Raw genomic sequence first — 25,973 nt, 5'->3', positions numbered from 1 at the left:
CCATTAATTCAAACGTCATGAAAAACAAGTCCTTACCAATAGTTCTCTTTTTAGTTATAGTTTGTAGTCTCTTTTTTATTAATTACCAAAGTCAAACGGATTATCCAGATAAAGTAGGCATGAACTTTATTAAATGTACTCCTGCGGAGTTCTTACTTACTGATATTGATACTACAAAACAAATAGCCCCTTTATTTGATAATTTGGGCAGTCATAGCTTTAAAGTTAGCACCAACGACAATATGGCCCAACAGTTTTTTAATCAAGGGCTGCGTTTAACATACGCGTTTAATCATGCTGAAGCACACCGTTCATTTATGGAAGCTTCGAGGATTGACCCTAATTTAGCCATCGCTTTTTGGGGTCAGGCCTATACGTTAGGCCCAAACATTAATGATCCATTTCCAGATGATGAACGAAAAACAAAATACAATGAGGCTATTGCCAAAGCAATTAAACTAGCTCCCAACGCTTCTGCACGAGAGCAGGCTTTGATTCATGCCTTATCTTTTAGGTATTCAACAGATTTAGAAAATGATGTTTCTGAATTAAATTTATCATATATGGAAGCCATGGAAAAAGTGGCAAAGGACTATTCTGAAGATTCAGATATTTTAACCCTTTACGCAGCCTCTGTAATGAATACCGTTCCCTGGAATTATTGGGATAACGAAGGCAATCCATCTCCTAATATCCCTGAAGCCAAATTAGCTTTAGAAAAAGCCATTAGTATTAATCCAGACAGCCCAGGTGCTCATCATTACTATATTCATATGGTAGAACTTCCGAAACCGGATTTAGCAGTTCCTAGTGCAGAAAAATTAGGTACACTAATGCCTGCTGCCGGTCATTTGGTTCATATGCCATCGCACATATATATAAGAGTTGGCCGCTACAAAGATGCTGTTTCGGCTAATCAAAAAGCTATACTTGCTGACGAGGACTATATTTCGCAGTGTTATTCCCAAGGCATGTATCCTCTAGGGTATTACCCACATAACATTCATTTTTTATGGTCTGCAGCTAGTTTATTGGGCGATAGCGAGACTGCCATTGATGCTGCCAAGAAAACAGCTGAAAAAGTTCCTGTTGGTGAAATGGAAGAATTACATTTTCTTCAAAACTTTGCGGCCACTCCACTCCTTGCTTATACACGATTTGGAAAGTGGAATGATATTTTGACCTTTCCAAAACCCAATGACAGCATTAAACATTTAAAGCTTATATGGCATTATTCAAGAGGTATAGCTTTTACTAGAAAGAATAATAGCAAGGAAGCTAAAGAAGAACTTGACGCTATTGAAGCGTTAATTAATGACCCAGAAATGGAGAACATTTTAGCTAGTGGTTTTGACACAGGAACTACCATTGCAAAACTGGCTTATGAAGTTGTTGCAGGTGAAATTGCTGCTCTTGAGGGGGATTTAAATTTAGCTATAGAACACCTGGAAAAAGCCGTAGAAATGGAAGACAATCTCATCTATAATGAACCTTCAGCTTGGCATATTCCTCCAAGACAAAATTTAGGTGCCGTTTTATTGAAAGCAGGTAAATTTCAACAAGCTGAAGCAGTTTATCTCGAAGACCTATCAGATTTAAGACAAAACGGTTGGTCTTTAATGGGATTACATGAAAGTCTAGTTGCGCAAGGTAAACAAGATGAAGCCGCAGCCATTATGCAAGAATTCAATACGGCTTGGCAATATGCTGATATTGAAATTGTAACATCTGTGCTATAATTAATTGTATTTATCTAAAGGCTTTTCTTTTTATCCTCAAGCTAAAAATTTATCTTTGGGTAAACTTCAATTTTAAATGAACGATAGTATAATTCTTATCCTTTCCATTCTTTTTTCAGCTGGTTTAGGAGCCTATATTGGCATAACCATTTCTAAACTAAAAAGTAAAGGAGATAAAAGCACTCTAGAAGAGCGACAAAACCAGTTATCTAATACTATTAACGATTTAAAAGAAAACCTAACCAAAGTTGAAACAGAACGGGAAACAATTAGAAAACAAAAGGATTTTTTGAATTCTGAACTAACACGACGAAATACCGAATTTGAAAACTTACAACAGCTTAATCTAAAACGTGATGAAGAACTTGCCAAACAACAAGAACAGTTACGTAAGGACTTTGAATTAATGGCCAGTAAAATATTAGATGAGAAAAGTGAAAAGTTTACGCTTCAGAATAAAGAAAACATTAAGCAAATACTTAATCCACTTCAAGAAAAGATAAAGACCTTTGAAGATAAAGTTGAAAAATCCCAAAAAGAGAGCATTAGCATGCATTCCGCTTTAAAGGAGCAACTATTGGGATTAAAAGATTTGAATCAGCAAATGACAAAAGAGGCCAATAATTTAACTAAAGCCTTAAAAGGTGATAGTAAAATGCAAGGAAATTGGGGCGAGTTGGTCTTAGAGCGTGTCTTGGAAAAATCAGGTTTAGAAAAAGATCGCGAGTATTTTGTGCAACAGAGTTTTAATCGTGAAGATGGTACTCGTGTTTTACCCGACGTCGTTTTGCACCTTCCAGATAACAAACGTATGATTATTGATAGTAAAGTGTCTTTAACAGATTATGAACGCTACGCCAATGCTGATGATGATGAAAAAGCAGTGTTTCTTAAAGCTCATGTCAACTCCATAAATAAACATGTTTCACAATTATCAGAAAAAAAATATGAGGATTTGTATGATATGGAATCTCCAGATTTCGTACTTATGTTCATTCCTATCGAACCTGCTTTCGCTGTAGCCTTAAATGAAGACAACACCCTTTACAACAAAGCCTTTGAAAAAAACATTGTTATTGTAACACCTTCTACTCTTTTGGCCACATTACGAACGGTTGACACCATGTGGAGTAATGAAAAACAACAACGTAATGCGCTTGAAATTGCCAAGCAAGCTGGTGCTTTATACGATAAGTTTGAAGGACTTGTAAGTGATTTAACAGGTGTAGGAAAGAAAATTGATGCTGCAAAGGCCGATTATTCTTCAGCCATGAATAAATTGGTTGAAGGTAAAGGTAATTTAATAGGGCGTGTTGAGAAATTGAAAAAAATGGGAGCCAAAGCCAAGAAATCTTTGCCCGAACCTATTTTAAAACGTGCTGAACATGATGACGAAGAGTAATAATATATAGTTATATGAAAAAATTTCTTTTAAAAGTTTTAGGTATTGCCGTACTGTTATTTATTGCCTATGCTGTATTTATTTATTTCGCTAAATATAGTGAAGGTATTCGGGCAGGCGAATTGGTAAAGTTTAGCCATAAAGGGGTTATTGTAAAAACTTGGGAAGGCGAAATAAGTCAAGGTGTTTCTGAAGCACAAATTTTTAAATTTTCTGTTGAGAGTGGAGAAACACAAGTTATTGAGGATTTACAGCGACTTCAAGGAAAATATGTAAAACTTCACTATTTTGAACGTTTCAAATCGTTTTTCTGGTTAGGTGACACTAAATACTTTATTACAAAAGTAGTTGAGGACGTTGAGCGCAGTAATAGACGTTTATAATATTGAACCAACAGTTTAAGTTCTAAAAACACCTTTGGTTAAAATACACGATAATTCCATTTTTTAGGAATATATTTGTTTATTCCGTAAAAAAGGCATATTTTTAATTATTCCTTAAATAAGGAATATTAAAAATTAAGATATGACCAGTGTAATAACAGGAGATATTATAAACTCAACGCAGTACAAAAACTCTAATGAATGGCTCATGCCTTTAAAGGGTGCGCTACAAACTATATCTACCAATACTAAAGATTGGGAAATATACAGGGGTGATAGTTTTCAAATAGAAATAAAAGATGTTTATAACTGTTTTATAAGTGCCGTATACATAAAATCTTGCATAAAATTAGTAAAAGGGTTAGATGTTAGAATAGCTATAGGCATAGGATCTAAAACATTTGAAGGAGAATCAGTAACAGAATCTAATGGAAGTGCTTTTCAAGAATCTGGAAATTTAATAGAACACTTAAAGAAAAATAAAGCCAATCTAAAAATAAGTACAGGCAACCACGAACTAGATAGTGAGCTAAACCTTTATTTTAAGCTTATAAGTATACCTATGGATAGCTGGTCTTCCAATTCAGCAGAAATAGTTAAATTACATTTAGAAAACGAAAATAAAATTCAACAAGAAATTGCCAAAATAATCGGTATTAGTCAAGATGCCGTTAGTAAGCGTATGAAACGTGCTTATCTTGATGAAATATTGGAAGTCAATCAAATGTTCAAAAAAAAAGTGGCTCAAAACCTATTAAAAAATAATGATTCTATTAGTTAAACTTATTCTAGCACATCTTATTGGTGACTTTTTCCTGCAACCCAAAAAATGGGTTAAGGATAAAGAAAAGAGAAAACTTAAATCATCTAAACTCTATATACATGTTGCTATACATATAGCCATAATGTTTTTAATTGTTTGGGATTTAACCAAATGGCCATTACTAATTACCATAGGTGCTTCGCACTTTCTAATTGATGTTATTAAGCTGTTGTTTCAAACCAAAAACACCAAACGCATATGGTTTTTTATAGATCAATTATTACATCTCTTAAGTATTGTAATAGCATTCCACCTATTTACTGGCGATACAATAAAGACAGATAACCTATTTACAGAAAACACGGTACTACTCATAACATGCTTATTGTTTTTAACACAACCTGTCTCAATTATCATGAAAGCTATTTTTAGCAAATGGAATATAAAAGAGCTAACCAAAGGCAACGAATCTCTTAAAGATGCTGGAAAGTACATAGGTATTTTAGAACGGCTTTTAGTTTTTATTTTTATAGTTACAGGTCATTGGGATGCTGTAGGATTTTTAATTACTGCCAAATCAGTATTTAGGTTTGGTGATTTAAAAGAAAGTAAACACAGAAAACTTACCGAGTACATATTGATTGGTACACTTATTAGCTTTGGAATTGCTATTGTTACTGGATTATTATTTACTGTTTTGATATAAAAAAACCATCAGTGAAAACTGATGGTTTTAAATTATAGATATTCATTATATTATTGCTTCACAAAACGCTTGGTAAAAGTTCCAGAATCTGAAGATACACGCACTAAATACACACCGTTATTCCATTGCGAAACATTAATAGAAGTATTTAATTTATTTAATACTGTACTATAAACTCGAGCACCTAAAATATTGTAAACTTCAACTTTAGAAGCATGTTCTATGGTTGGTAAAGTAATATTTAATTTAGATCTGCTTGGATTTGGATAAATTGTAAAGGCATTGTTTTTACTATCAAAATCCTTACGAGATAACGTTGTAGAAGCTGTGATATTATCAACACGTAGTGTAGCAGCAATAACCTCTCCTCTCCAACTATCAATATTCTCTTCTCTAACACTTATTATTCGCATAGTTGAAACCGCAGCCAAAACCTCAGAAACTGTATTAGGCCCAGATTGAACGGTAAAATCATTTATTCCACAAGGCAACGCAATACTATTCCAACCAGAGCCAGCTGTAACAATTACTGGGTTAGTAGAAATCATTCGTGTTCCATTAGGTCCTTGAAATGCTAGTCTTAAGTGCAAATCGTTGGTCAATACTTCAACATCCATTTGAACTTCAACTATACTTTGTGCAGCAAAATCACCAGACCATTGCTGAAACGAATTGAATATGGCCATTCTGGCTCCCGCTCCATTAGTTCCAGTTGAGGTATATTCTAAAAAGTTGTCGTCAACACCTCCTGGACCACCAGTTGCAACATTAATTGGAGAAAGAGGACCGGTAATTCCAATAATCCAGTTCTGAACAGTACCATCTTCAAAATCATCAATCTGACCTGCACTAACTTGTGCAAATGCTATAAATGATGACAGTGTTAGAGATAAAAAAAGTAGTTTTTTCTTCATTATATTCAGCATATTTTTTACTAAAATAATACATTTTTAGCAAAAGCGTTGAAATTCTTCTGTATTTAGATTGAATTATTTGCTCAAATACATTTTACGTCTAGAGTACAAGTTGTAAAACTCGTCATCTTTTAAGCTGTCGATAAATAATATACTTTCGCCCGTACTTTTCATTTCTGGTCCTAACTGCTTATTTACGTTAGGGAATTTGTTGAAAGAAAACACAGGTTGCTTTATGGCAAATCCTTCCAATTTAGGGTTGAAATTAAAGTCAGTCACCTTTTTGTCTCCTAACATCACTTTAGTAGCATAATTTACATAAGGTTCACCATACGCCTTTGCAATAAAAGGAACCGTTCTAGATGCTCTTGGATTGGCCTCTATTATGTAAACCTCATCATCTTTTATAGCAAATTGAATATTGATTAAACCAACTGTATTAAGTGCTAAAGCTATCTTTTTAGTATGGTCTTTTATCTGTTGCATAACAAACTCGCCCAAATTAAATGGTGGCAATGTAGCATTACTATCTCCAGAGTGAATACCACAAGGCTCAATATGCTCCATTATTCCAATGATATATACATTTTCACCATCACAAATGGCATCTGCCTCTGCTTCAATGGCACCATCTAAATAATGGTCCAAAAGTAATTTGTTATCTGGCATGCCACGTAATAAATCAACCACATGCTCTTCTAGCTCTTTTTTATTGATAACAATTTTCATGCCTTGACCACCAAGAACATAAGATGGTCTTACCAGAATTGGAAAATCCAATCTATCAGCTACTTCCAATGCTTCATCGGCTGTGGTAGCTACATCAAATTCAGGATAAGGAATATTATTCTCTTTTAAGAGTTTAGAGAAACTCCCTCTATCTTCAGCTAAATCTAAAGATTGATAGGTAGTTCCTAATATCTTTATTCCGTATCTATCTAGCTTTTCTGCTAATTTTAAAGCCGTTTGTCCACCTAATTGCACAATAACGCCTTCAGGGTTTTCATGCTGAATGATGTCGTATATATGCTCCCAGAACACAGGTTCAAAATATAACTTATCAGCAATATCAAAATCTGTTGAAACCGTCTCTGGATTACAGTTAATCATAATGGTTTCGTAGCCACATTCTGATGCTGCCAAAACTCCATGCACACAACAATAATCAAACTCTATACCTTGTCCAATTCGGTTAGGACCAGAACCTAATACTATTATTTTCTTCTTATTACTAACCTCACTCTCATTTATAGGTTTTTTACTACCATTAGAATCTTCAACTTCATTTTCAAAGGTTGAGTAATAATAAGGTGTTTCAGCCTTAAACTCTGCTGCGCAAGTGTCAACTAATTTGTAAACACGTTTTATATTGAATTCTTCTCGCTTTTTATAAACCTGGCTCTCCAAACATTTAAGCATATGGGCTATTTGTCTGTCTCCATAACCTTTTTGTTTAGCTTCCAACAATAAATCACGTTCAATGGTATCGATGGTGAACTTGGATATTTCTCTTTCTAAATGAAAAAGTTCCTCGTATTGCTTTAAGAACCACATATCTATTTTTGTGATATCATGAATACGACTTAACGGAATTCCCATTTGAATAGCATCGTAAATCACAAAAACACGATCCCAACTGGCATGTGTCAATTTATCTATTATTTGATCGTAATTTTTATACCCTTTTCCATCAGCACCTAATCCATTACGCTTAATTTCAAGGGATTGTGTGGCTTTATGTAAAGCCTCTTGAAATGAACGACCAATAGCCATAACCTCACCCACAGCTTTCATTTGAAGACCTAACGTTCTATCTGATCCTTCAAACTTATCGAAATTCCAACGTGGAATTTTAACAACCACATAATCAATAGTTGGTTCAAACAACGCCGAAGTAGAACCTGTAATTTGATTTGTTAATTCATCTAAGGTATAGCCAATAGCCAATTTAGTCGCCACTTTAGCAATTGGATACCCTGTAGCTTTACTTGCCAAAGCCGAAGAACGTGATACGCGAGGGTTAATTTCAATGGCTATAATCTCTTCCTTTTCATCTGGACTTACTGCAAACTGTACATTACAACCTCCTTCAAAATCGCCTATACTACGCATCATGTGAATGGCCATATCACGCATGCGCTGGAAGGTTTTATCAGATAGTGTCATTGCTGGTGCAATTGTGATAGAATCTCCTGTGTGGATTCCCATTGGATCCATGTTCTCGATTGTACAAATAATAACAACGTTATCATTTTTATCTCGTAATAACTCTAATTCGTATTCTTTCCACCCCATCATCGCCTTGTCAATCATAACTTCATGAATAGGCGAAATTTCCAAACCACGAGTCAACAGTTCATCAAAATCTTCTTCTTTATAAACTATAGATGCTCCTGCCCCACCTAAAGTGTACGATGCTCTAATTACCAATGGAAAGCCAAACTCTTGAGCTATTTCTTTACCTTTTAAATACGAAGTAGCTGTAGCCTGTGGAGCCATTGGAATACCAATCTTAATCATAAGCTCTCTAAATTGCTCACGATCCTCAGTAATGTTAATGGCATCAATATCCACACCAATCAATTTAACTCCAAAATCTTCCCAAATACCTTTTTCATCAGCTTCAATGGCTAAATTAAGGGCTGTTTGTCCTCCCATTGTAGGAAGAACAGCATCAATTTGCGGATGATCTTTTAAAACTTTAATTATTGATTTGGTAGTCAAAGGTAAAAGGTACACATGATCTGCCATGGAAGGGTCAGTCATGATAGTTGCAGGATTTGAATTTATAAGAATAGTTTCAATCCCGTCTTCTCGTAATGATCGTAAAGATTGTGTTCCAGAATAATCAAACTCACATGCTTGACCAATAATAATTGGACCAGAACCTATAATTAAAACCGATTTTATGTCTTTGTTTTTTGGCATGTTAAAAATTTTGTTTTGCAAAAATAGTTATCAATAGGGTACAAAAAAAGGTGTTACGCCTAAGTAACACCTTTAAATATTAACAATTGTTAATCATTATTTCTTATGTCTTGGTTCAGAAGATACAGATAATTTCTTTCTTCCTTTAGCGCGTCTACGTGCAAGGACTTTTCTACCATTGGCAGTTGCCATTCTTTCTCTAAAGCCATGCTTATTTTTTCTCTTACGCTTTGATGGCTGAAATGTTCTTTTACTCATTACTTATATCTTTAAAATCTTCTTAATTATTTTTTAGATTTTGGGATTTCAAAACGCACTCCCAAAACTGCGTGCAAATATACAAACCCTTTTTTATTTGACAAACCTTATTTTAAAAATATTTTTTCAATAAAAATTTAGTTTCTTTGCACTCTAAATGAAGTGAAATTGAATACTTGCTGAAAATATGGCAAGTTTATAATAAAATACCATTAAAATATGTACAATAAAGTTATCAAATTAATTATTGCTTTCGGGATTATTGCTTTTGCAATTTATCAATTTACAGAAGGAAATATTGGTAATGGCATTATGTATATTCTACTATCTGGAATATTTATTTTCTTATACTTTAAAAATGAGTTTATCTTGTTGGCTTTTTTAAGATTGCGCAAGCAAGATTTTGAAGGCGCAAAAAAATGGTTAAGCAAAATTAAAAACCCGAGTTCTGCTCTTGTAAAAAAACAAGAAGGATATTATAATTACCTTCATGGCATTATGTTAAGCCAGGATAATATGAATGAAGCAGAAAAGTACTTTAAAAATGCTGTCGCTCTAGGCCTGTCTATGGATCATGATCTAGCTATGGCTAAATTGAATTTAGCCGGAATAGCATTTTCAAAAAGACGCAAACAGGAAGCTCAATTATTATTGAAAGAAGCAGAAAAGCTTGATAAAAGAAATATGCTGGCCGATCAAATAAAGATGTTTAAACAACAAATGAAAAGAACATCTATTCCTAAACAACATTACGGGCAGCCAACTTCTGCAAGACAAAATAGACGTAGTAAACGTTAAAGGACTATAATAATGGCGACCAAAGTCGTGAATAGGCTTCTTTTATCTTATTAACTGAAGGGCGATTTTGCCAATCTGTTAAGTTTAACTCTTCGCTATCTTTCAAGTCGTTTAAAAACTGTGATTTTAACTCTAAACTTGTTTTAGAATTATAGACCAATGCATTTATTTCAAAGTTGATATTGAAACTTCTATAATCAAGATTAGCTGTACCTACGGTACAGAAAATATCATCGACAACAATAGTTTTTGCATGAATAAATCCGTTGGTATATCTGTACACTTTAACTTGGGCTTCAAGTAATTTTTCTATATATGAGTTTGTCGCATATTTAGCCGTCCAAGAATCTGATGCTTTAGGGATTAACAACCTAACATCTACTCCGCTTTTAGCGGCCACCTGAAGCGCAGTAATTATTTGATCGTTAGGAATGAAATAGGGCGTTGTAATATATACATAATCATCTGCAGTATTGATGGCTACAAAAATAGCTTCCATAATATTGGCCCAATCGGTATCTGGCCCACTAGCAGCAATTTGTACTGCCAATTCTTGTTTAACTTGGGTTTCTGGGAAAAAGCTTTGGGTTATTTTTAAGTTTGAACTAGAAACAAAATCCCATGTCATTAAAAAATGTAGTTGAAGTTGCTTAACAGCTTCTCCTTCAATTCGCATGTGGGTATCTCTCCAAAACGATTCCCCATTTTTATAATTAACATAATTATCGGAAACGTTTATTCCTCCAACATATCCTACTTCTCCATCAATAACAACTATCTTCCTATGGTTTCTATAATTCATTTTACCGGTAAAACCTGGAAACAACACAGGCATAAACGGATGAAATTCTACACCGCTATCTTTAAGTTTTCGTTTTGACTTACTTGAAATTTCACTTCCTACATCATCAAAACTTAAGCGCACCGAAACACCAGATAATGCCTTATCGCAAATAATGTCTATTAATTCACTTCCTATATTATCATCTTTAAGAATATAATACTCTAAATGTATATGATGTTTAGCTTTCTTTAAATCACTAAATAAATATTCAAACTTTTCTTTTCCATTCAATAGTATTTTTACCTTGTTGTGTTTTGTAACTGGTGCGTTTTCAGAATTAAACAATAATCTAACCAACCTAATTTTATCATCTAAAAAATCATCTAAACGCTTTAAATCTTTTTTATCGAGAATAAATTCGTGGTTTACACGTTTTACGACACTTTTGTTTAAGATACTTTTTCTGTTAAATATTTTATTTTTTCTATACTCCTGTCCGAAAAAATAATACACCAGCAATCCAAGAAATGGAAACATTACCAAAACCAAAATATAGGTTAAGGTTTTTGTTGGATTGATATTCTTAAACAGAATAACAACAATGGCTATTAAGGCTAAAAGATAATTTAGCCCTATTAAAATAGACCAGATGTGTGCTTTTAAAAAATCAAACATTAAGGATTAGTTGAATAATATCCTTCTTTCGGAATTTCGATATAATACTGTTTTCTGGATTTATTATTTAAATGCGGTTCACGTAACCAAGGGTTGTGAATTTTTAGAATTTTATAATTAATATTGAATTTTTCAGCAAATGCAGTAAAGTCGGTAACAGCTGTATCTACAGCCAATTTATAAGTTGGGACTTCAGTATATAAATCTTTAGTTCTAAAGTTAAAACCGTATTTGTTAGGATGTGATAATATCTCCTTAAGCGCAACAATTCTAAACATATAACGCCCTGTCTCTTCGCCAAGAAGCAAATCGTAATAATTGGATACATTTTGGTCCTCCAAACGTCTAGAAATACCTGACATACCAGCATTGTATGCCGCAGCTGCCAACGTCCAAGAACCCAATTTATCTTTAGACTCTTTTAAATACTTACAGGCAGCTTCTGTTGCCATTTCTAAATGATAGCGTTCATCAACATTATCATTCACTTCTAATCCAAATTCTCTTCCTGTCTTGGGCATTATTTGCCATACTCCACGTGCTCCCGCTGGTGAGACCACATTTAACAAACCACTTTCAATAACAGCGAGGTATTTAAAATCATCTGGAATTCCATTTTTCTTTAAAATAGGCTCAATTACTGGGAAATATTTATGCGCTCTTTTAAACATAAGCAATCCGTTAGACTGCCAATAGGTATTAACCAATAACTCCCTATCCATGCGCTCATAAATATCTGGGTTATCGAGAGGCAGCTGTTCTCCCGCAAAATTCAAATTATCAGGAACTTGTAATGCATAAACATTGTAATCGTTTATTAGTTTCTTTTCAAAATTTTCATCACTTGGTGCATCTTGCAATGCAAAAATAAAGATTCCTGCTAGTGCCATTAATCCAAATAAAGCCAATATGTTTTTTATAGTTTTCATTGAGGGGAATTTTTCATTAAAGTTATGAAAAAAAACGCTATTGTTTACAGATGACCTTCTAAAATAAGTTTCGGTAAATTCTCATTAAACCACCTAAATTTATTGAGAATCATAATATGTGTGCCGCCCTTGATTGTAATACATTTATGTATATAAGAATGAGGAAAGACCATATCGTTCTCTCCATGGATATGTATTACGTTTTCTGGTACTTTCTCTTGATTCCAGCAAACCATCTCTTTAATTGCCCAATCTAAATAACGCTTATCGTTAACCGATAGATACATCTTATAAAGGTCTAAACGCTTTTTTACGTTAGATCCAAAAGCATATTTTGCAAACACTTCAATTTTACTCGCAACACTTGTAGGCGCAATAGCATATGCTTTAGTTTTACGTGCAATTTTCATACGTTTGGGCAACTCATGTTTAGAACACACACTGGAAATTACAATTAATCTCGATGCATTAATATGTTTGCTTATCTCTTGAACTAAAACCCCTCCGAATGAAACACCAATAAGTACAGGATTATCATGTTTGATATCTTTAGCTATTCGTAAAGCATAATCTTGTATTGATTCCTTTTTATTTGGTATTATCCACTCCAAAAAGTGCATTTTAAACTGACTTTCGGGTAGTTTAATATTTTCAAATATTTTTGGGCTCGCTGCCATTCCCGGCATAAAATAGACGTGTATTAATTCTTGATTCATAAGGCATTAAGGCAGCTAATTATTTAAAATAACAATATTTTTTTGTACTTTTGCGTTACAAAACTATTGAAAAATAGTGGACACTCCTTATAATTCCATTGAATAAAAGTATATGATTATGATTGAAGCACATGAACTTATAGACAATGACTTTTTACGTCAGTTTGAATTGAAATTTGAAGATAACCTTGCTAAAATTGAATATTCACTTCAAGAACGTAAAATTTTCCTGACTAAACTTATAATACCCGAATCAATCTACTCTGAAACGTTTCAAAATGAATTTATTGTAGCCGTTTTAAAGCATATTGAAGACCGCAACTTAAGCGTCGTTCCCACCAGTCCTGAAATTGCTAAATTTATACGAAAAAACAGGCAATATAAAAGTATGCTTCCAGTGGGTGTTAGAATCTAATTTTAAACCACCAACTCCTTTATCAATTCTATTCTAACCAATCCGTCTTCGTCTATTTCATGCAGTTCAACTTCATGAATTGTATTAACGAGTTCTGGATTCCAAGGCGTTTTAACCTTTACATAGTTTTCAGTAAAACCTAAAATATAACCTTCTTTATTTTCACCTTCAAACAAGACTGAACGCTTTTTACCAATTTGGCTTTCATAAAAAGCACGGCGTTTTTTAACTGACAGTCCTCTCAACATTTTACTGCGCTTTGAGCGAATGTTTTTTGGAACTACATTGCCCATTTCTGCAGCTGCTGTATTTGGTCGTTCAGAATAGGTAAAAACATGTAGATAAGAAATATCTAGCTCATTTAAAAAATTGTAGGTTTCTAAAAAATCGTCGTCAGATTCACCTGGAAAGCCTACTATAACATCAACTCCAATACAAGCATTAGGCATGACTTCTTTAATCTTATTCACACGGTCAACATACAACCTACTTAAATAACGACGCTTCATACGCTTCAAAACAGCGTCACTTCCACTTTGTAATGGCACATGAAAATGAGGCACAAAAGAATTAGAATTGGCTACAAGCTCAATAGTTTCGTTTTTAAGCAAATTAGGTTCTATTGAAGATATTCTTAAACGCTCTATACCTTCAACCTTATCCAATTCAGAAACTAAATCCAAAAACGTGTGCTCATGCTTTTTGTTACCAAATTCTCCTTTCCCATAGTCACCAATATTAACACCTGTTAGAACAATTTCCTTGATATTTTGAGAAGCAATTTTTTTTGCATTGTTAACAACATTTTCTACAGTATCGCTACGTGAAATTCCTCTAGCTAAAGGAATCGTGCAGTATGTACACTTATAATCGCATCCATCTTGCACCTTTAAAAAAGCCCTGGTTCTATCTCCAAATGAATAGCTTCCCACATAAAAATCAGCTTCTTGTATCTCGCAAGAGTGTACCTCTCCCATATCGTTTTTAGAAAGGTCGTTTAGATAATCGGTAATTTTAAATTTTTCTGTTGCGCCCAAAACTAAATCCACGCCATTAACATCTGCTAGGGCTTGAGGCTTTAATTGCGCATAACAACCAACAGCCGCTATAAAAGCTTCTGGGTTTTTACTTTGAGCCTGCTTTACGATGTTTTTAAAACGCTTATCGGCATTTTCAGTAACCGAGCAAGTGTTAATCACGTAAATATCTGCTGCTTCAGAAAAATCCACCCTATCAAAGCCTTCGTTAACAAAATTTCTAGCAATTGTTGACGTTTCAGAAAAATTAAGTTTACAGCCTAATGTATAAAAAGCTACTTTTTTGCGCACTTATTAAATAGTTTTCAAAATGGATGCAAATTTACAAAAAAAGGGCACTTTATTAATAAAGTGCCCTTTTAAAAGTTTTAAATTCAACGTGTTGTTTTATTCTTTTATAATTCTTCTAGAAACAATACCATTGTCTGTTTTAATTCTTAAAATATAAACTCCTGTTTTTAATTGGGATACATCAAGTGTTTCTAAATTTTCTTTTCTTAAAACCTGCTTTCCAGTAATGTCATACAGTTCAGAAACAAAGTTTAAACTGTTGTTTGGAATTTCAATATTAATAAAATCTGTTGCAGGATTTGGAGTGACAGATATTTGGCTCATTTCAAACTCGTCTACGCTTAAAAGGTTACCAACCACGTTCATAACATACTGATTGTCTGGAAAACCAACAACAGTAGTGGTAGTCGGTACATTAATATTACATGAAGCAGACATTAAGTAACTGTCATCATTTTCTCCAGCAGCGTTAATACCAGGAAAAAAAGTTTCTCCAGTATTTGTTCCACTATCTCCTGCTAAAACCTCAAAAGCAATTGTTGAATTGGCTGGTATACTAGCTGAAAGCGCAACACTAACCAATGTTAAATCATCGGCTGCAGCGGATGTATGTGTAGCTGTACCCACCAACGTAAGTGTAGCTGTATTTAAATCATCTGAAGTTGCAGTATATATATTAAGTGTTATTTCTTTTCCATCATCGGCTGCACCTTGTCCATATTCAACAGAAGTAACATCAAAAGCTTCAGTAATACCAAAATCAGCCAAATTATATGCTCTCATAAAAGAGTTTTCACGATATTCGCCATTACCATTATTCCAACAAGCTACACCTCCATCTGTTACATTAACCGGATCTACAGATTGCGTGAGAGTAACCTGAGCGTTTGTAACACCTATAGTTAAAAGTGCAAATAGAAATAAGATGTAATTTTTTTTCATATTTTTAAATTTTATAGATTAATAACTACTAAATATATGCTTTTTTAGGCAATAAAATGAAATATCAATTCATAATTTTCTTACTTTTTATCGGTTGCTCATCAAAAAAAGAAGATTCTCTTAATGTTTTTAGATACAATGAGCATAAAAATATCAGCTCATTAGACCCTGCATTCTCAAAAGACTTATCAGATATTTGGGCTACTAATCAATTGTTTAATGGTTTGGTTCAAGTTAACAACGAGCTTCAAGTTTTACCTTGTATAGCTAAAGATTGGGTGATTTCTGAAGATGCGCTTTTTTATACGTTTCATTTAAGAAATGACGTCTATTTTCATAAACACAAAATATTTGGCAAGGATTCCACACGTACTGTTAAAGCTCAAGATTTTGCATATAGTTTTAACAGAATTAAAGACCCTAATTTAGCTTCTCCAGGTAGTTGGGTGCTTAATAAGGTTAAAGACTTTAAAGCCGTTAACGATTCTACTTTTCAAATCCAGTTAAAACAACCCTTCCCTGCTTTTTTAGGCTTACTAACTATGAAGTACTGTTCTGTTGTTCCCAGAGAAGCGATAGAATATTATGGAAATGAATTTAGATCTAACCCAATCGGCACTGGACCATTTCAATTTAAGCGTTGGGAAGAAAATTTAAAATTAGTTTTTAGAAAAAATGAGTTTTACTTCGAAAAAGATGAACATGGAAATAATCTGCCCTATTTAGAAGCTGTCGCCATAACTTTTTTGCCTGACAAACAAAGTGAATTTTTACAGTTTGCCCAAGGTAACATAGATTATGTTTCTGGATTAGACGCCTCATATAAAGATGAATTATTGACAGCAAAAGGTGAATTACGAGACACCTATAATAAAGATGTTAATATGATACGAGGCCCATATTTGAATACAGAATATTTAGGGTTCTTTATGGAATCTCATGTTACCGAAATACAATCTGAACTCATACGCAAAGCCATAAATATTGGCTTTGATAGAGAAAAAATGATGCTTTATTTACGCAACGGGATTGGAATACCTGCATCTGGTGGCTTTATCCCAAAAGGTTTACCAGGTTATAACCCCAACATAGGTTTTAAATATAATCCAGAAAAAGCAAAAAAATTAGTCAATAATTTCAAAACGAAAACCGGAATAGCATCCCCTGAAATTAGTATTTCAACAACTAGTAACTACTTGAGTTTTTGTGAATATATTCAGCGTGAATTACAAAAAACTGGATTACAGGTTAATGTCGATGTTATTCCTGCTTCTAGCCTAAAAGATGCCAAAGCAAACGGTAAATTAGATTTATTTAGAGCCAGTTGGGTTGCAGACTATCCAGATGCCGAAAACTATCTTTCTCTCTATTACAGTAAAAATTTTGCTCCAAACGGCCCAAATTACACACATTATAAAAACGAAACTTTTGACAGTTGGTATGAACAAGCATTTATGGAAACCAATACTGTAGAGAGAGAAGTTTTATACAGCGAAATGGACAGCTTAATAATGCAGGAAGCGCCAATAGTACCCCTGTTTTATGATGAAGTGGTTCGTTTTACTAGAAAAAATGTAAACGGGTTAGGCATTAACCCAATCAATCTATTGGAGTTAAAGCATGTAAAAAAAAAGTAATTAATCGCGCCTGAATTTTTTGGTTTCCTCAAACACATGTTCTAAAATAGCTGCATCTTGTTCAGTAAACTCAATATCTCTTCTTGCCATAACAACTTCAGCCACTTCAAAGGCTTTTTTTGTTAAATATGTGGTAAAACCACTATTGCCTCCCCATGAAAAACTGGGGACAAAATTTCTTGGAAATCCACTGCCAAAAATATTAGCACTTACACCTACTACCGTTCCAGTGTTAAACATGGTGTTAATACCACACTTGCTATGATCACCCATCATAAGCCCGCAAAATTGTAAGCCTGTTTTTGCAAAATTTTCAGTTTCGTAATTCCAAAGCCTAACATGAGCATAGTTGTTTTTTAAATTGGAATTGTTAGTGTCTGCACCTAAATTACACCACTCTCCTAGCACAGAGTTCCCCAAATAACCATCATGACCTTTATTTGAATATCCAAAAAGAACCGAATTAGTAACCTCTCCACCAACTTTACTATATGGTCCAACTGTAGTTGGACCATAAATTTTAGCCCCCATTTTTACAGTAGCATGATCACATAACGCAAAAGGTCCACGAATAATACTACCTTCCATAATTTCAGAACCTTTACCAATATAAATTGGTCCATTGGTAGCATTTAGAGTTACAAACTCTAATGACGCACCTTCTTCAATAAAAATGTGTTCAGCTTTTATTGTATTAACCGATTTAGGAATTACTGCCGACTGTCTTCCTTTAGTTAAAAGTTCAAAATCTTCAGCAATAGCCTCTCCGTTTTTAGTAAAAATATCCCAAGTGTTTTCAATTTTCAGAATTTCATCATGGTATTCAATGGCTTCATAGCTTTCAAAATCCACATCCTCTTGTGTGTCTTTAGTGAAAAACGCTATGACATCTTCCTCTTTAAAAATAGCTTGATTTTCACCAAGGCCTTTAATCATTTCAGCTAATTCTTGATTTGGCAAATACGAAGCGTTTATAAGAACATTTTCTGATAACTCTACCATAGGATACTTATCAGATAAGTATTCTTCCGTAATGGTGGTTGTGGTATACTCTAAATAACGCTCCCATTTTTCACGTATGGTCAAAATTCCAACACGAATATCTGCAACAGGCCTGGTAAATGTAAATGGCAATAGACTATTACGCGAAGGACCATCAAAAAGTATATAGTTCATAGTTATGCTTTTGGTAAAAATAAAAAAAGCCTTTCAATAGTTGAAAGGCTTTTCTAATATATTTTAAACTAAACTTATTTTTTAAATTTAGCGTATTTTGTTTTAAACTTATCAATACGTCCAGCAGTATCTACCAATTTAGATTTACCAGTATAATATGGATGAGATGTTCTAGAGATTTCCATTTTTACCAATGGGTATTCAACACCATCAACTTCAATAGTTTCACTAGTGTTTGCAGTAGATTTTGTTAAAAAAACATCGTCGTTAGACATGTCTTTAAATGCTACTACTCTATAATTTTCTGGATGTATATCTTTTTTCATCGCTAAATGCTTTATAATCTTTACTTTTTTTCGAGGTGCAAATTTAAGCAATTTTACTAAAATTGCAATACTTTTTTGTTTTTTTTATTATTTACAAATTTCTGTAACGTTTTGGTATATTTGTTTACTAACCCATTGTAATTAACTAAAACCAAAAATAATGGAAAATCTAAAACCCTCTCCTGGAAAATTTGCTATGAATTACGGCTTGATTCTTGGGGCAATTATGATCTTAATTTCTATAGCTATGTATGTTACAGGAATGTTACTTGAAGGCAAAGAATGGCCTCAATACCTATATTACATTATCTTCCCTGTAATTATTTTTTATGCTATTGGACAATTCAAAAAAACAAATGCTAATAGCCTTTCATTTAGTGAGGCTTTAAAGACAGGAATGGTAATTGCTGTAATTAGCGCTTTGGTATATGCTATTTATGGCTTGGTTTTTAATTATATTATTGATCCTGATTTTATGGGTGAAATGATGAAGATGGCTGAAGAAAAAATAGCAGAAGACCCTAATATGCCTGTAGAAATGAAAGAAAAAAGCTTGGAAATGGCCAAAACGTTTTCTAATCCATTTATAGGGTCTGCGCTATGGCTTGCTTTAAGTGCCTTTTTTGGACTTATTTGGTCTGCTATTGCAGGTTTAGTCATGAAAACGAACTCACAAGATTAATATTTTATATTTTTGATTTTCTAATTTAGAAATCATTTCAATGAATATATCAGTAGTCATACCACTACTTAACGAAAAAGAGTCTTTACAAGAATTACATGATTGGATTGTAAATGTTATGCAATCCAATCATTTTTCTTATGAAATAATTTTTATCGATGATGGCAGTACAGATGGCTCCTGGGAAAAAATAAATCAACTATCAAAAAGTAACGACCATGTTAAAGGCATTCGCTTTTTAAAAAACTTTGGTAAATCGCAGGCGCTACATGCCGGTTTTGAAAAGGCTCAAGGTGATGTTATTATTACTATGGATGCCGATTTACAAGACAATCCCGAAGAAATACCAGAATTATACGATATGATAATTAATGATAATTATGATATGGTTTCTGGTTGGAAGAAAAAACGTTACGATTCTGTACTATCCAAAAACTTGCCTTCCAAGTTATTTAATTGGGCTGCCAGAAAAACTTCAGGAGTTAAACTTAATGATTTTAACTGCGGTCTAAAGGCTTACCATATTAATGTGACAAAAAACATTGATGTTAATGGCGAAATGCATCGCTATATTCCTGTTCTGGCCAAAAATGCTGGCTTTAGCAACATTGGAGAAAAAGTAGTTAAGCACCAAGCCAGAAAATATGGAGAAACCAAGTTTGGAATGGACCGATTTATTAACGGGTTTCTCGATTTAATTACCATTTGGTTTTTATCCCGTTTTGGCAGAAGGCCTATGCATTTATTTGGTGCTCTGGGAGTGGTTATGTTGACCATCGGTTTTGCTTTTGCATTATATTTAGGTATTGACAAAGTGTTTTTTAATCCTACTGGCCGACTAATTACCCAACGTCCACAATTCTATATTGCCTTGACCACCATGATTATCGGAACACAGTTTTTTGTTGCTGGATTTCTTGGTGAAATTATACTTCGCACTAAGCAGGATAAGAAACGCTATTTGATAAAAGAAAAAATCAATTTGTAATACTTGATTTTAAATTAACTCGTATTTCATTAACACATTATATTCTATTACGTATTTTTGTACGCGATAAACAATACTATGATACATATTGAACCAAAATTATTAGAACGTGTTAACACCTGGTTAACACCAGCTTTTGATAAGGATACTCAAGATTATATAAAAAACCTAATTGCTACAAATCCTAAAGAACTTGAAGAAGCTTTTTACAAAGATTTAGAGTTTGGAACTGGTGGCATGCGTGGTGTAATGGGAATTGGCACCAACAGAATAAACAAATATACTTTAGGGAAAAATACGCAAGGCTTAAGCAATTACCTTAAACAATCATTCCCAAGTGAAACTCTAAAAGTCGCCATTGCGTTTGATTGCAGGCATAACAGCAAATCATTAGCCAAGATTGTTGCCAATGTATTCTCTGCAAATAATATTGAAGTGTTCTTGTTTGAAGATTTACGTCCTACTCCAGAGTTATCATTTGCATTAAAGCACTTAAATTGTCATTGTGGCATAGTATTAACGGCATCTCACAATCCTCCAGAATATAACGGTTATAAGGTATACTGGCAAGATGGTGGGCAATTGGTGCCACCACAAGATGCTGAAATTATTTCAGAAATAAATAGTTTAAACTATGCTGATATAAAATTTGATCCTAACGAATCTATTATTAACACAATAGGTTCAGAAATCGATCGGGTTTTTATTAAATCTTCGATAGAAAATGGAAGTTTTAATACATCGCAAGCAGCCAAAGACAACTTAAATATTGTATTTACTTCATTGCATGGAACCTCAATAACCACTATTCCTGAAACCCTAAAACAAGCAGGTTATAATGCGGTTTACATTGTTGAAGAACAAGCCGAACCAAATGGTGATTTCCCAACGGTTAAGTCGCCAAACCCTGAAGAGCCAGAAGCCTTAAAAATGGCTTTAGATATGGCAGAAAAAGTCAATGGTGATATTGTAATTGGTACAGATCCTGATAGTGACCGTGTTGGAATTGCTGTTCGTGATTTAGACAATAACATGATTCTGCTTAATGGAAATCAAACCATGGTTGTTATGACAGCTTTTTTACTGAAACAATGGCAGAAAAACAACAAATTACAGGGCAAGGAATTTATTGGCTCGACTATTGTGTCTACTCCCATGATGCTAGAATTGGCTAAAGCTTACAATGTTGAATGTAAAATTGGGCTAACGGGTTTTAAATGGATTGCCAAAATGATTAAAGATTTTCCAGAGCTTGATTTCATTGGTGGTGGCGAAGAAAGTTTTGGTTTTATGGTAGGCGATTTTGTACGCGATAAGGATGCAGTAACATCTACATTATTGGCTTGCGAAATTGCTGCACAGGCAAAAGCTGAAGGATATTCGTTTTATGAATCCTTAATTGATTTATATGCCAAACACGGTTTTTATAAAGAACGCTTGATATCCATTACCAAAAAAGGAATAGAAGGCGCTAACGAAATTAAGAAAATGATGATTGATGCACGCAACAAACCATTAACACAAGTAAACGGATCAAAAGTTGTAAGGATTGAAGATTATCAGCTATCGCAAGCAAAAAATATGCTCACAGGAGATACGCAAGATATTCATATTCCAAAATCCAATGTGCTAATCTATTACACAGAAGATGGCAGTAAGATTGCCTTAAGACCTAGCGGAACGGAACCAAAAATTAAATTCTATATTAGTGTCAGTCAAGAATTAAATTCTAAAGCAGAATTTGAATCTACCAACAAGACGTTAGAGTCAAGAATTGATGCTATTGTAAAGGATTTGCAACTTAACTAAATGAAAAAAATAATTCATCAGTTATTACCTTTTATTAAGAAATTTAAATCGCATGTCATTTTAAATGTCTTATTCAATTTACTATATGCCTTATTCAGTTCTTTAGCATTTGTGTCTTTAATACCTATGCTAAATGTTTTGTTTGACAAAACAACAATAGTAAGAAAAGCGCCTGTTTGGACAGGTATTGGAGACATTAAAGATTATGGCGAAAATTTACTCAATTATAAAGTTAGTGGGTATTTAGAAGATGGAAATGCACAAATGGCTTTAGTTATTGTTATAGCCATAGTAATTTCAACCTTTATTCTAAAAAACTTATTTGGGTATTTAGCCATGCAGCATGTTATGTTTCTAAAGAATGGTGTTTTAACCGCTTTAAGAAAAGACATGTACAACAAAATAATTCAACTTCCTTTAGGTTTTTACTCCAAAAGGCAAAAAGGTGATGTTATGGCCAGAATTCTTGGTGATATTAATGAAATGCAAAATTCATTCTTTATCATTCTAGAACTTATAGTTAGAGAACCTTTAACTATCATCTTTTCATTAATTCTCATGTTTACAATTAGCTGGGAATTATCGTTGTTTGTATTATGCTTTATTCCAATAGCAGGTTTTATGATTTCAAGAATTGGAAAAAGCCTCAAGAGTAAATCATTACGCGCACAACAAGAATCAGGGAAGTTAATTTCCATTGTAGAAGAATCGTTAACAGGACTGAAAATTGTGAAGAGTTATAATGCTGAATCCATCTTTACAAACAAGTTTACAAATTCAGCAGATAAAATTTTAAACCTTTCAAACAAAATTGGCTTAAAAAACAATCTTGCCGGACCAGTAAGTGAAGTTTTAGGTATTGCAACCATTGCTGTTTTGTTATGGTATGGTGGTAAATTGGTATTAATAGATAAGGTAATTGAAGGTACAACTTTTATTGCTTTTATGGGACTTGCTTATGCTATTCTAACACCAGCAAAAGCAATAAGTAAAGCATCGTATAAAGTAAAAAACGGTATGGCAGCAGCCGATCGTGTTTTTGAAATTTTACATGAAGAAAATAGCATGCCTGATCTCCCTAATGCAAAGGAACTTGGCGATTTTAAAGATAGAATCTCTGTTGAAAATATTTCATTTAAATATGAAGACGAATTCGTTCTTAAAAACTTTTCAATTCAAGTGCCAAAAGGAAAAACTGTTGCGCTTGTTGGCCAATCTGGAAGCGGGAAAAGTACCATTGCCAATTTGGTAACGCGTTTTTACGATGTTAACACAGGAAGTATCAAAATAGATGGTATAGACATTAAAAATGTTACTAAAAAATCATTACGCCAACATATGGGTTTAGTTACCCAAGACTCTATTTTATTTAATGATTCTATAAAGAATAACATTTTAATTGGTAAACCCGATGCCACAGATGAAGAAATTATCGATGCTTTAAAAATTGCCAATGCTTGGGAATTTGTTCAAAAGTTGCCCGAAGGAATCGATACTAATGTAGGTGATGCTGGAAATAATTTTTCTGGAGGTCAAAAGCAACGTTTAAGCATTGCTAGAGCCGTACTTAAAAACCCTCCTATAATGATTTTGGATGAAGCAACTTCTGCTCTAGATACTGAAAGTGAGCGACTTGTTCAGTTAGCATTAGAAAATATGATGAAAAATAGAACATCTGTTGTTATTGCCCATAGGCTATCTACTATTCAAAACGCAGACGAAATAATAGTTATGCAACATGGCGAAATCGTTGAACAGGGTACACATTCAGACCTGTTGGCAAAAAACGGTATGTATAAAAGATTAGTAGAAATGCAGAGTTTCGATTAAAACTTCAACACAATATTCAAATTAAAAAAGAGCAAAAAATACATTTTGCTCTTTTTTGGTTCTTGTTAGACTTGGGGACGACTAACAAACATAAGTTGGTTAGGAGTTGTAAACATATACTAAAAAAATGAAAAGACCAAGAAAAAAATGCATTTTATCGTGTTTTTATGCTTTTAATCGATTTTTGTGTTTTTAACACCTTGTTTATCAATTCATTAAAAAAACAAGATAAAAGACATTAAACTTTAGTACATTTAAAAGGTCTAACTATAAAATATCTTTGTGAGTCAAGAAGCTGTTTTATTAGAAAATCTTAAAACCGAACGCAACAAACATGTTGCGTTCAACGAACTTGTATCGCTTTACAAAGAACGATTATATTGGCACATTCGTCACATTGTAAAATCGCATGACGATGCTGACGATGTACTCCAAAACACATTTATTAAAGTTTATAAAAATATTGAAGGCTTTAAAGGGGATAGCAAGCTATACTCGTGGCTATATCGGATTGCGACAAATGAAGCCATAACCTTTATTAATAAACGTGCGAGAGAAATGAAAATTTCAAATGAAGATTTACAACAAAACAATATTCAAAACCTAAAGTCTGATGTTTACTTTGAAGGCAATGATATTCAGTTAAAATTACAAGAGGCCATTGCCACATTGCCAGAAAAACAGCAATTAGTATTCAATATGAAGTATTTTCAAGACTTAAAATACAAAGATATGTCCGAAATATTAGAAACTAGCGAAGGTGCCCTAAAAGCTTCATACCATATAGCTGTTAAAAAAATTGAAGCTTATTTAACCGAGGATGATTAAACCTTTATTAAATTTTAGAGTCTTAATAATTAGACCATGACAAAAAACAAATTACATAACGTTAAAGCATCAGGTTTTAAAACTCCTGACGATTATTTCAATCAGTTTGAAGACAATCTTCTTTTAGAATTACAATTAAAAGAAAATGTTTCTAATTCTGGGTTTAAAGCACCCGAAGGATATTTAAATGCCTTTAAAGTTAATGTAACACCTATTGAATCAGAAACTAAAGTCATTCCATTATTCAACAAAAAAACAATCCTTTACGTAGCAAGCATAGCTGCTGTATTTTTGATGTTATTAATTATTCCAACCTCAAAAAACAATATCAACTTTGCTTCTCTTGATAGTGAAACGTTAGAAAATTATTTATTAACTTCAGATTTTGAATCTGTAGAATTAAGCCATTTAATTACCAATACAAGTACTTTTGAAAACAGTATTCTAGAAGAAACTTTAAGCGATGTTAATCTTGAAGACTATCTTTATAACAATACAGAGTTAGAAGATTTAGATTTTGATCTTGAATAAAATAGCAACATAATGAAAAATACCCTAATTTTATTTATCTGTTTAATGTTTACTGCCATTTCATTTTCTCAAGATAGGATGGACAGAAACGAAAAAATCAAAGCTTTAAAGACAGCTTATATAACAGAGAAATTAAACTTATCAAAAACAGAAGCCGAAAAATTCTGGCCTATTTATAATGATTTTGAAGAACGCATGAATAAAATGCGTGAAGAAATGTACAAGGATCGTAAATCCATTGATATTGAAAGTATGACTGAAGATCAAGCTAATAGTTTGTTGCAAAAGTTCAAAAATTCAAATACCCAACGAAATAATTTATACAACGATTATATTTCAGATTTACAAAAAGTAATATCATCGAAAAAGATAGTCCTCCTTAAAAAAGTAGAAGACGACTTTAAACGTAAAATGTTTGAAGAATACAAAAAACGTCGTCATCAAAAAGGAGGAGATAAACCATAAAAAAAGAGAAGCAAATGCTTC

Annotated in this window: 25 protein-coding genes; 15 read left to right on the top strand and 10 right to left on the bottom strand. The window is 33.2% G+C overall.

Annotation, left to right across the window (positions count from 1 at the left end):
- Positions 1-17 precede the first annotated feature (17 nt).
- From MTX13_RS09845 to MTX13_RS09825, 5 genes are all read left to right on the top strand, one after another.
- On the top strand, positions 18-1,739 hold the full coding sequence (locus tag MTX13_RS09845; RefSeq protein ID WP_250434476.1) for a tetratricopeptide repeat protein: 1,722 nt from the start codon (positions 18-20) through the stop codon (positions 1,737-1,739).
- A gap of 76 nt (positions 1,740-1,815) precedes the next feature.
- On the top strand, positions 1,816-3,141 hold the full coding sequence (rmuC, locus tag MTX13_RS09840; protein WP_250434475.1) for a DNA recombination protein RmuC: 1,326 nt from the start codon (positions 1,816-1,818) through the stop codon (positions 3,139-3,141).
- 14 nt (positions 3,142-3,155) lie between these two features.
- Positions 3,156-3,524 carry a 6-phosphogluconate dehydrogenase gene (locus MTX13_RS09835; protein WP_250434474.1) on the top strand — a complete coding sequence of 123 codons (369 nt, stop codon included), beginning with the start codon at positions 3,156-3,158 and terminating at the stop codon, positions 3,522-3,524.
- A gap of 142 nt (positions 3,525-3,666) precedes the next feature.
- A complete protein-coding gene (locus MTX13_RS09830) occupies positions 3,667-4,305 on the top strand; it encodes a SatD family protein (protein ID WP_250434473.1) in 639 nt (212 codons plus the stop codon).
- A complete protein-coding gene (locus tag MTX13_RS09825; protein ID WP_250434472.1) occupies positions 4,289-4,993 on the top strand; it encodes a DUF3307 domain-containing protein in 705 nt (234 codons plus the stop codon). The genes MTX13_RS09830 and MTX13_RS09825 overlap by 17 nt, the downstream gene beginning before the upstream one ends.
- Before the next feature lie 50 nt (positions 4,994-5,043).
- Here the strand turns inward: MTX13_RS09825 and MTX13_RS09820 are convergent, their stop codons facing one another.
- The 3 genes from MTX13_RS09820 to rpmH all read right to left on the bottom strand — a co-directional run bounded on the left by MTX13_RS09820 (position 5,044) and on the right by rpmH (position 9,093).
- The gene (locus tag MTX13_RS09820) at positions 5,044-5,907 is read right to left on the bottom strand and encodes a T9SS type A sorting domain-containing protein (RefSeq protein ID WP_250434471.1); all 864 of its coding nucleotides are present in this window, start codon (positions 5,905-5,907) and stop codon (positions 5,044-5,046) included.
- A gap of 75 nt (positions 5,908-5,982) precedes the next feature.
- Positions 5,983-8,835 carry a carbamoyl-phosphate synthase large subunit gene (gene carB / locus MTX13_RS09815; protein WP_250434470.1) on the bottom strand — a complete coding sequence of 951 codons (2,853 nt, stop codon included), beginning with the start codon at positions 8,833-8,835 and terminating at the stop codon, positions 5,983-5,985.
- Between the two features lie 96 nt (positions 8,836-8,931).
- A complete protein-coding gene (gene rpmH / locus MTX13_RS09810) occupies positions 8,932-9,093 on the bottom strand; it encodes a 50S ribosomal protein L34 (protein ID WP_103052680.1) in 162 nt (53 codons plus the stop codon).
- 219 nt (positions 9,094-9,312) lie between these two features.
- On the opposite strand from rpmH, the gene MTX13_RS09805 reads away from it, so the two are divergent.
- Positions 9,313-9,891, top strand: coding sequence for a DUF2892 domain-containing protein (locus MTX13_RS09805; RefSeq protein WP_223034987.1), 579 nt, complete (start codon positions 9,313-9,315; stop codon positions 9,889-9,891).
- Between the two features lie 4 nt (positions 9,892-9,895).
- On the opposite strand, the gene cls is transcribed toward MTX13_RS09805, so the two are convergent.
- From cls to MTX13_RS09790, 3 genes are read right to left on the bottom strand one after another with little or no spacing between them, the layout of a single operon-like run.
- Complete coding sequence (gene cls, locus MTX13_RS09800; protein ID WP_250434469.1) at positions 9,896-11,350, bottom strand: cardiolipin synthase; 1,455 nt, start codon at positions 11,348-11,350, stop codon at positions 9,896-9,898.
- Positions 11,350-12,279, bottom strand: a complete 930-nt coding sequence (locus MTX13_RS09795) for a lytic transglycosylase domain-containing protein (RefSeq protein WP_250434467.1) — start codon at positions 12,277-12,279, stop codon at positions 11,350-11,352. The genes cls and MTX13_RS09795 overlap by 1 nt, the downstream gene beginning before the upstream one ends.
- 44 nt (positions 12,280-12,323) lie before the next feature.
- The gene (locus tag MTX13_RS09790; RefSeq protein WP_250434465.1) at positions 12,324-12,995 is read right to left on the bottom strand and encodes an alpha/beta hydrolase; all 672 of its coding nucleotides are present in this window, start codon (positions 12,993-12,995) and stop codon (positions 12,324-12,326) included.
- A gap of 118 nt (positions 12,996-13,113) precedes the next feature.
- On the opposite strand from MTX13_RS09790, the gene MTX13_RS09785 reads away from it, so the two are divergent.
- Positions 13,114-13,410, top strand: a complete 297-nt coding sequence (locus MTX13_RS09785; RefSeq protein ID WP_250434462.1) for an N-acetyltransferase — start codon at positions 13,114-13,116, stop codon at positions 13,408-13,410.
- Between the two features lie 2 nt (positions 13,411-13,412).
- On the opposite strand, the gene mtaB is transcribed toward MTX13_RS09785, so the two are convergent.
- A complete protein-coding gene (mtaB, locus tag MTX13_RS09780; protein WP_250434460.1) occupies positions 13,413-14,738 on the bottom strand; it encodes a tRNA (N(6)-L-threonylcarbamoyladenosine(37)-C(2))-methylthiotransferase MtaB in 1,326 nt (441 codons plus the stop codon).
- A gap of 96 nt (positions 14,739-14,834) precedes the next feature.
- Positions 14,835-15,680: a T9SS type A sorting domain-containing protein gene (locus MTX13_RS09775; RefSeq protein ID WP_250434459.1), complete on the bottom strand. Its 846-nt coding sequence runs from the start codon at positions 15,678-15,680 to the stop codon at positions 14,835-14,837.
- A gap of 56 nt (positions 15,681-15,736) precedes the next feature.
- Here MTX13_RS09775 and MTX13_RS09770 point away from each other — a divergent pair, with 56 nt between their 5' ends.
- Positions 15,737-17,317 carry an ABC transporter substrate-binding protein gene (locus MTX13_RS09770; RefSeq protein WP_250434458.1) on the top strand — a complete coding sequence of 527 codons (1,581 nt, stop codon included), beginning with the start codon at positions 15,737-15,739 and terminating at the stop codon, positions 17,315-17,317.
- Here MTX13_RS09770 and MTX13_RS09765 read toward each other — a convergent pair whose 3' ends face one another.
- Together MTX13_RS09765 and MTX13_RS09760 are read right to left on the bottom strand one after the other, a co-directional pair.
- Complete coding sequence (locus MTX13_RS09765) at positions 17,318-18,493, bottom strand: GlmU family protein (RefSeq protein ID WP_250434457.1); 1,176 nt, start codon at positions 18,491-18,493, stop codon at positions 17,318-17,320.
- A 74-nt stretch (positions 18,494-18,567) separates the two neighbouring features.
- On the bottom strand, positions 18,568-18,819 hold the full coding sequence (locus MTX13_RS09760; protein ID WP_223034978.1) for a type B 50S ribosomal protein L31: 252 nt from the start codon (positions 18,817-18,819) through the stop codon (positions 18,568-18,570).
- A gap of 160 nt (positions 18,820-18,979) precedes the next feature.
- Between MTX13_RS09760 and MTX13_RS09755 the strand changes: the two genes are divergently transcribed.
- The 7 genes from MTX13_RS09755 (at position 18,980) to MTX13_RS09725 (ending at position 25,952) form a co-directional block, all read left to right on the top strand.
- Positions 18,980-19,501: a DUF4199 domain-containing protein gene (locus tag MTX13_RS09755; protein WP_250434456.1), complete on the top strand. Its 522-nt coding sequence runs from the start codon at positions 18,980-18,982 to the stop codon at positions 19,499-19,501.
- A 40-nt stretch (positions 19,502-19,541) separates the two neighbouring features.
- Entirely contained in the window at positions 19,542-20,489 is a 948-nt protein-coding gene (locus MTX13_RS09750; protein WP_250434455.1) for a glycosyltransferase family 2 protein, read from the top strand.
- A gap of 78 nt (positions 20,490-20,567) precedes the next feature.
- A complete protein-coding gene (locus MTX13_RS09745) occupies positions 20,568-22,298 on the top strand; it encodes a phospho-sugar mutase (protein WP_250434454.1) in 1,731 nt (576 codons plus the stop codon).
- Positions 22,299-24,128 carry an ABC transporter ATP-binding protein gene (locus tag MTX13_RS09740; RefSeq protein ID WP_250434453.1) on the top strand — a complete coding sequence of 610 codons (1,830 nt, stop codon included), beginning with the start codon at positions 22,299-22,301 and terminating at the stop codon, positions 24,126-24,128. It begins immediately after the preceding gene.
- A gap of 282 nt (positions 24,129-24,410) precedes the next feature.
- Positions 24,411-24,956 (top strand): RNA polymerase sigma factor, encoded by a 546-nt coding sequence (locus MTX13_RS09735; protein ID WP_250434452.1) that lies wholly within the window; start codon positions 24,411-24,413, stop codon positions 24,954-24,956.
- A 36-nt stretch (positions 24,957-24,992) separates the two neighbouring features.
- On the top strand, positions 24,993-25,487 hold the full coding sequence (locus MTX13_RS09730; protein ID WP_250434451.1) for a hypothetical protein: 495 nt from the start codon (positions 24,993-24,995) through the stop codon (positions 25,485-25,487).
- A gap of 12 nt (positions 25,488-25,499) precedes the next feature.
- Positions 25,500-25,952 (top strand): sensor of ECF-type sigma factor, encoded by a 453-nt coding sequence (locus MTX13_RS09725; protein WP_250434449.1) that lies wholly within the window; start codon positions 25,500-25,502, stop codon positions 25,950-25,952.
- Positions 25,953-25,973: the final 21 nt, after the last annotated feature.

This window comes from Hanstruepera flava (assembly GCF_023634025.1).
In the GTDB taxonomy this organism is placed as follows: domain Bacteria; phylum Bacteroidota; class Bacteroidia; order Flavobacteriales; family Flavobacteriaceae; genus Hanstruepera; species Hanstruepera flava.
The sequence above is the reverse complement of the archived record's forward strand: the minus strand, read 5'-3'. Positions and strand labels throughout refer to the sequence as shown.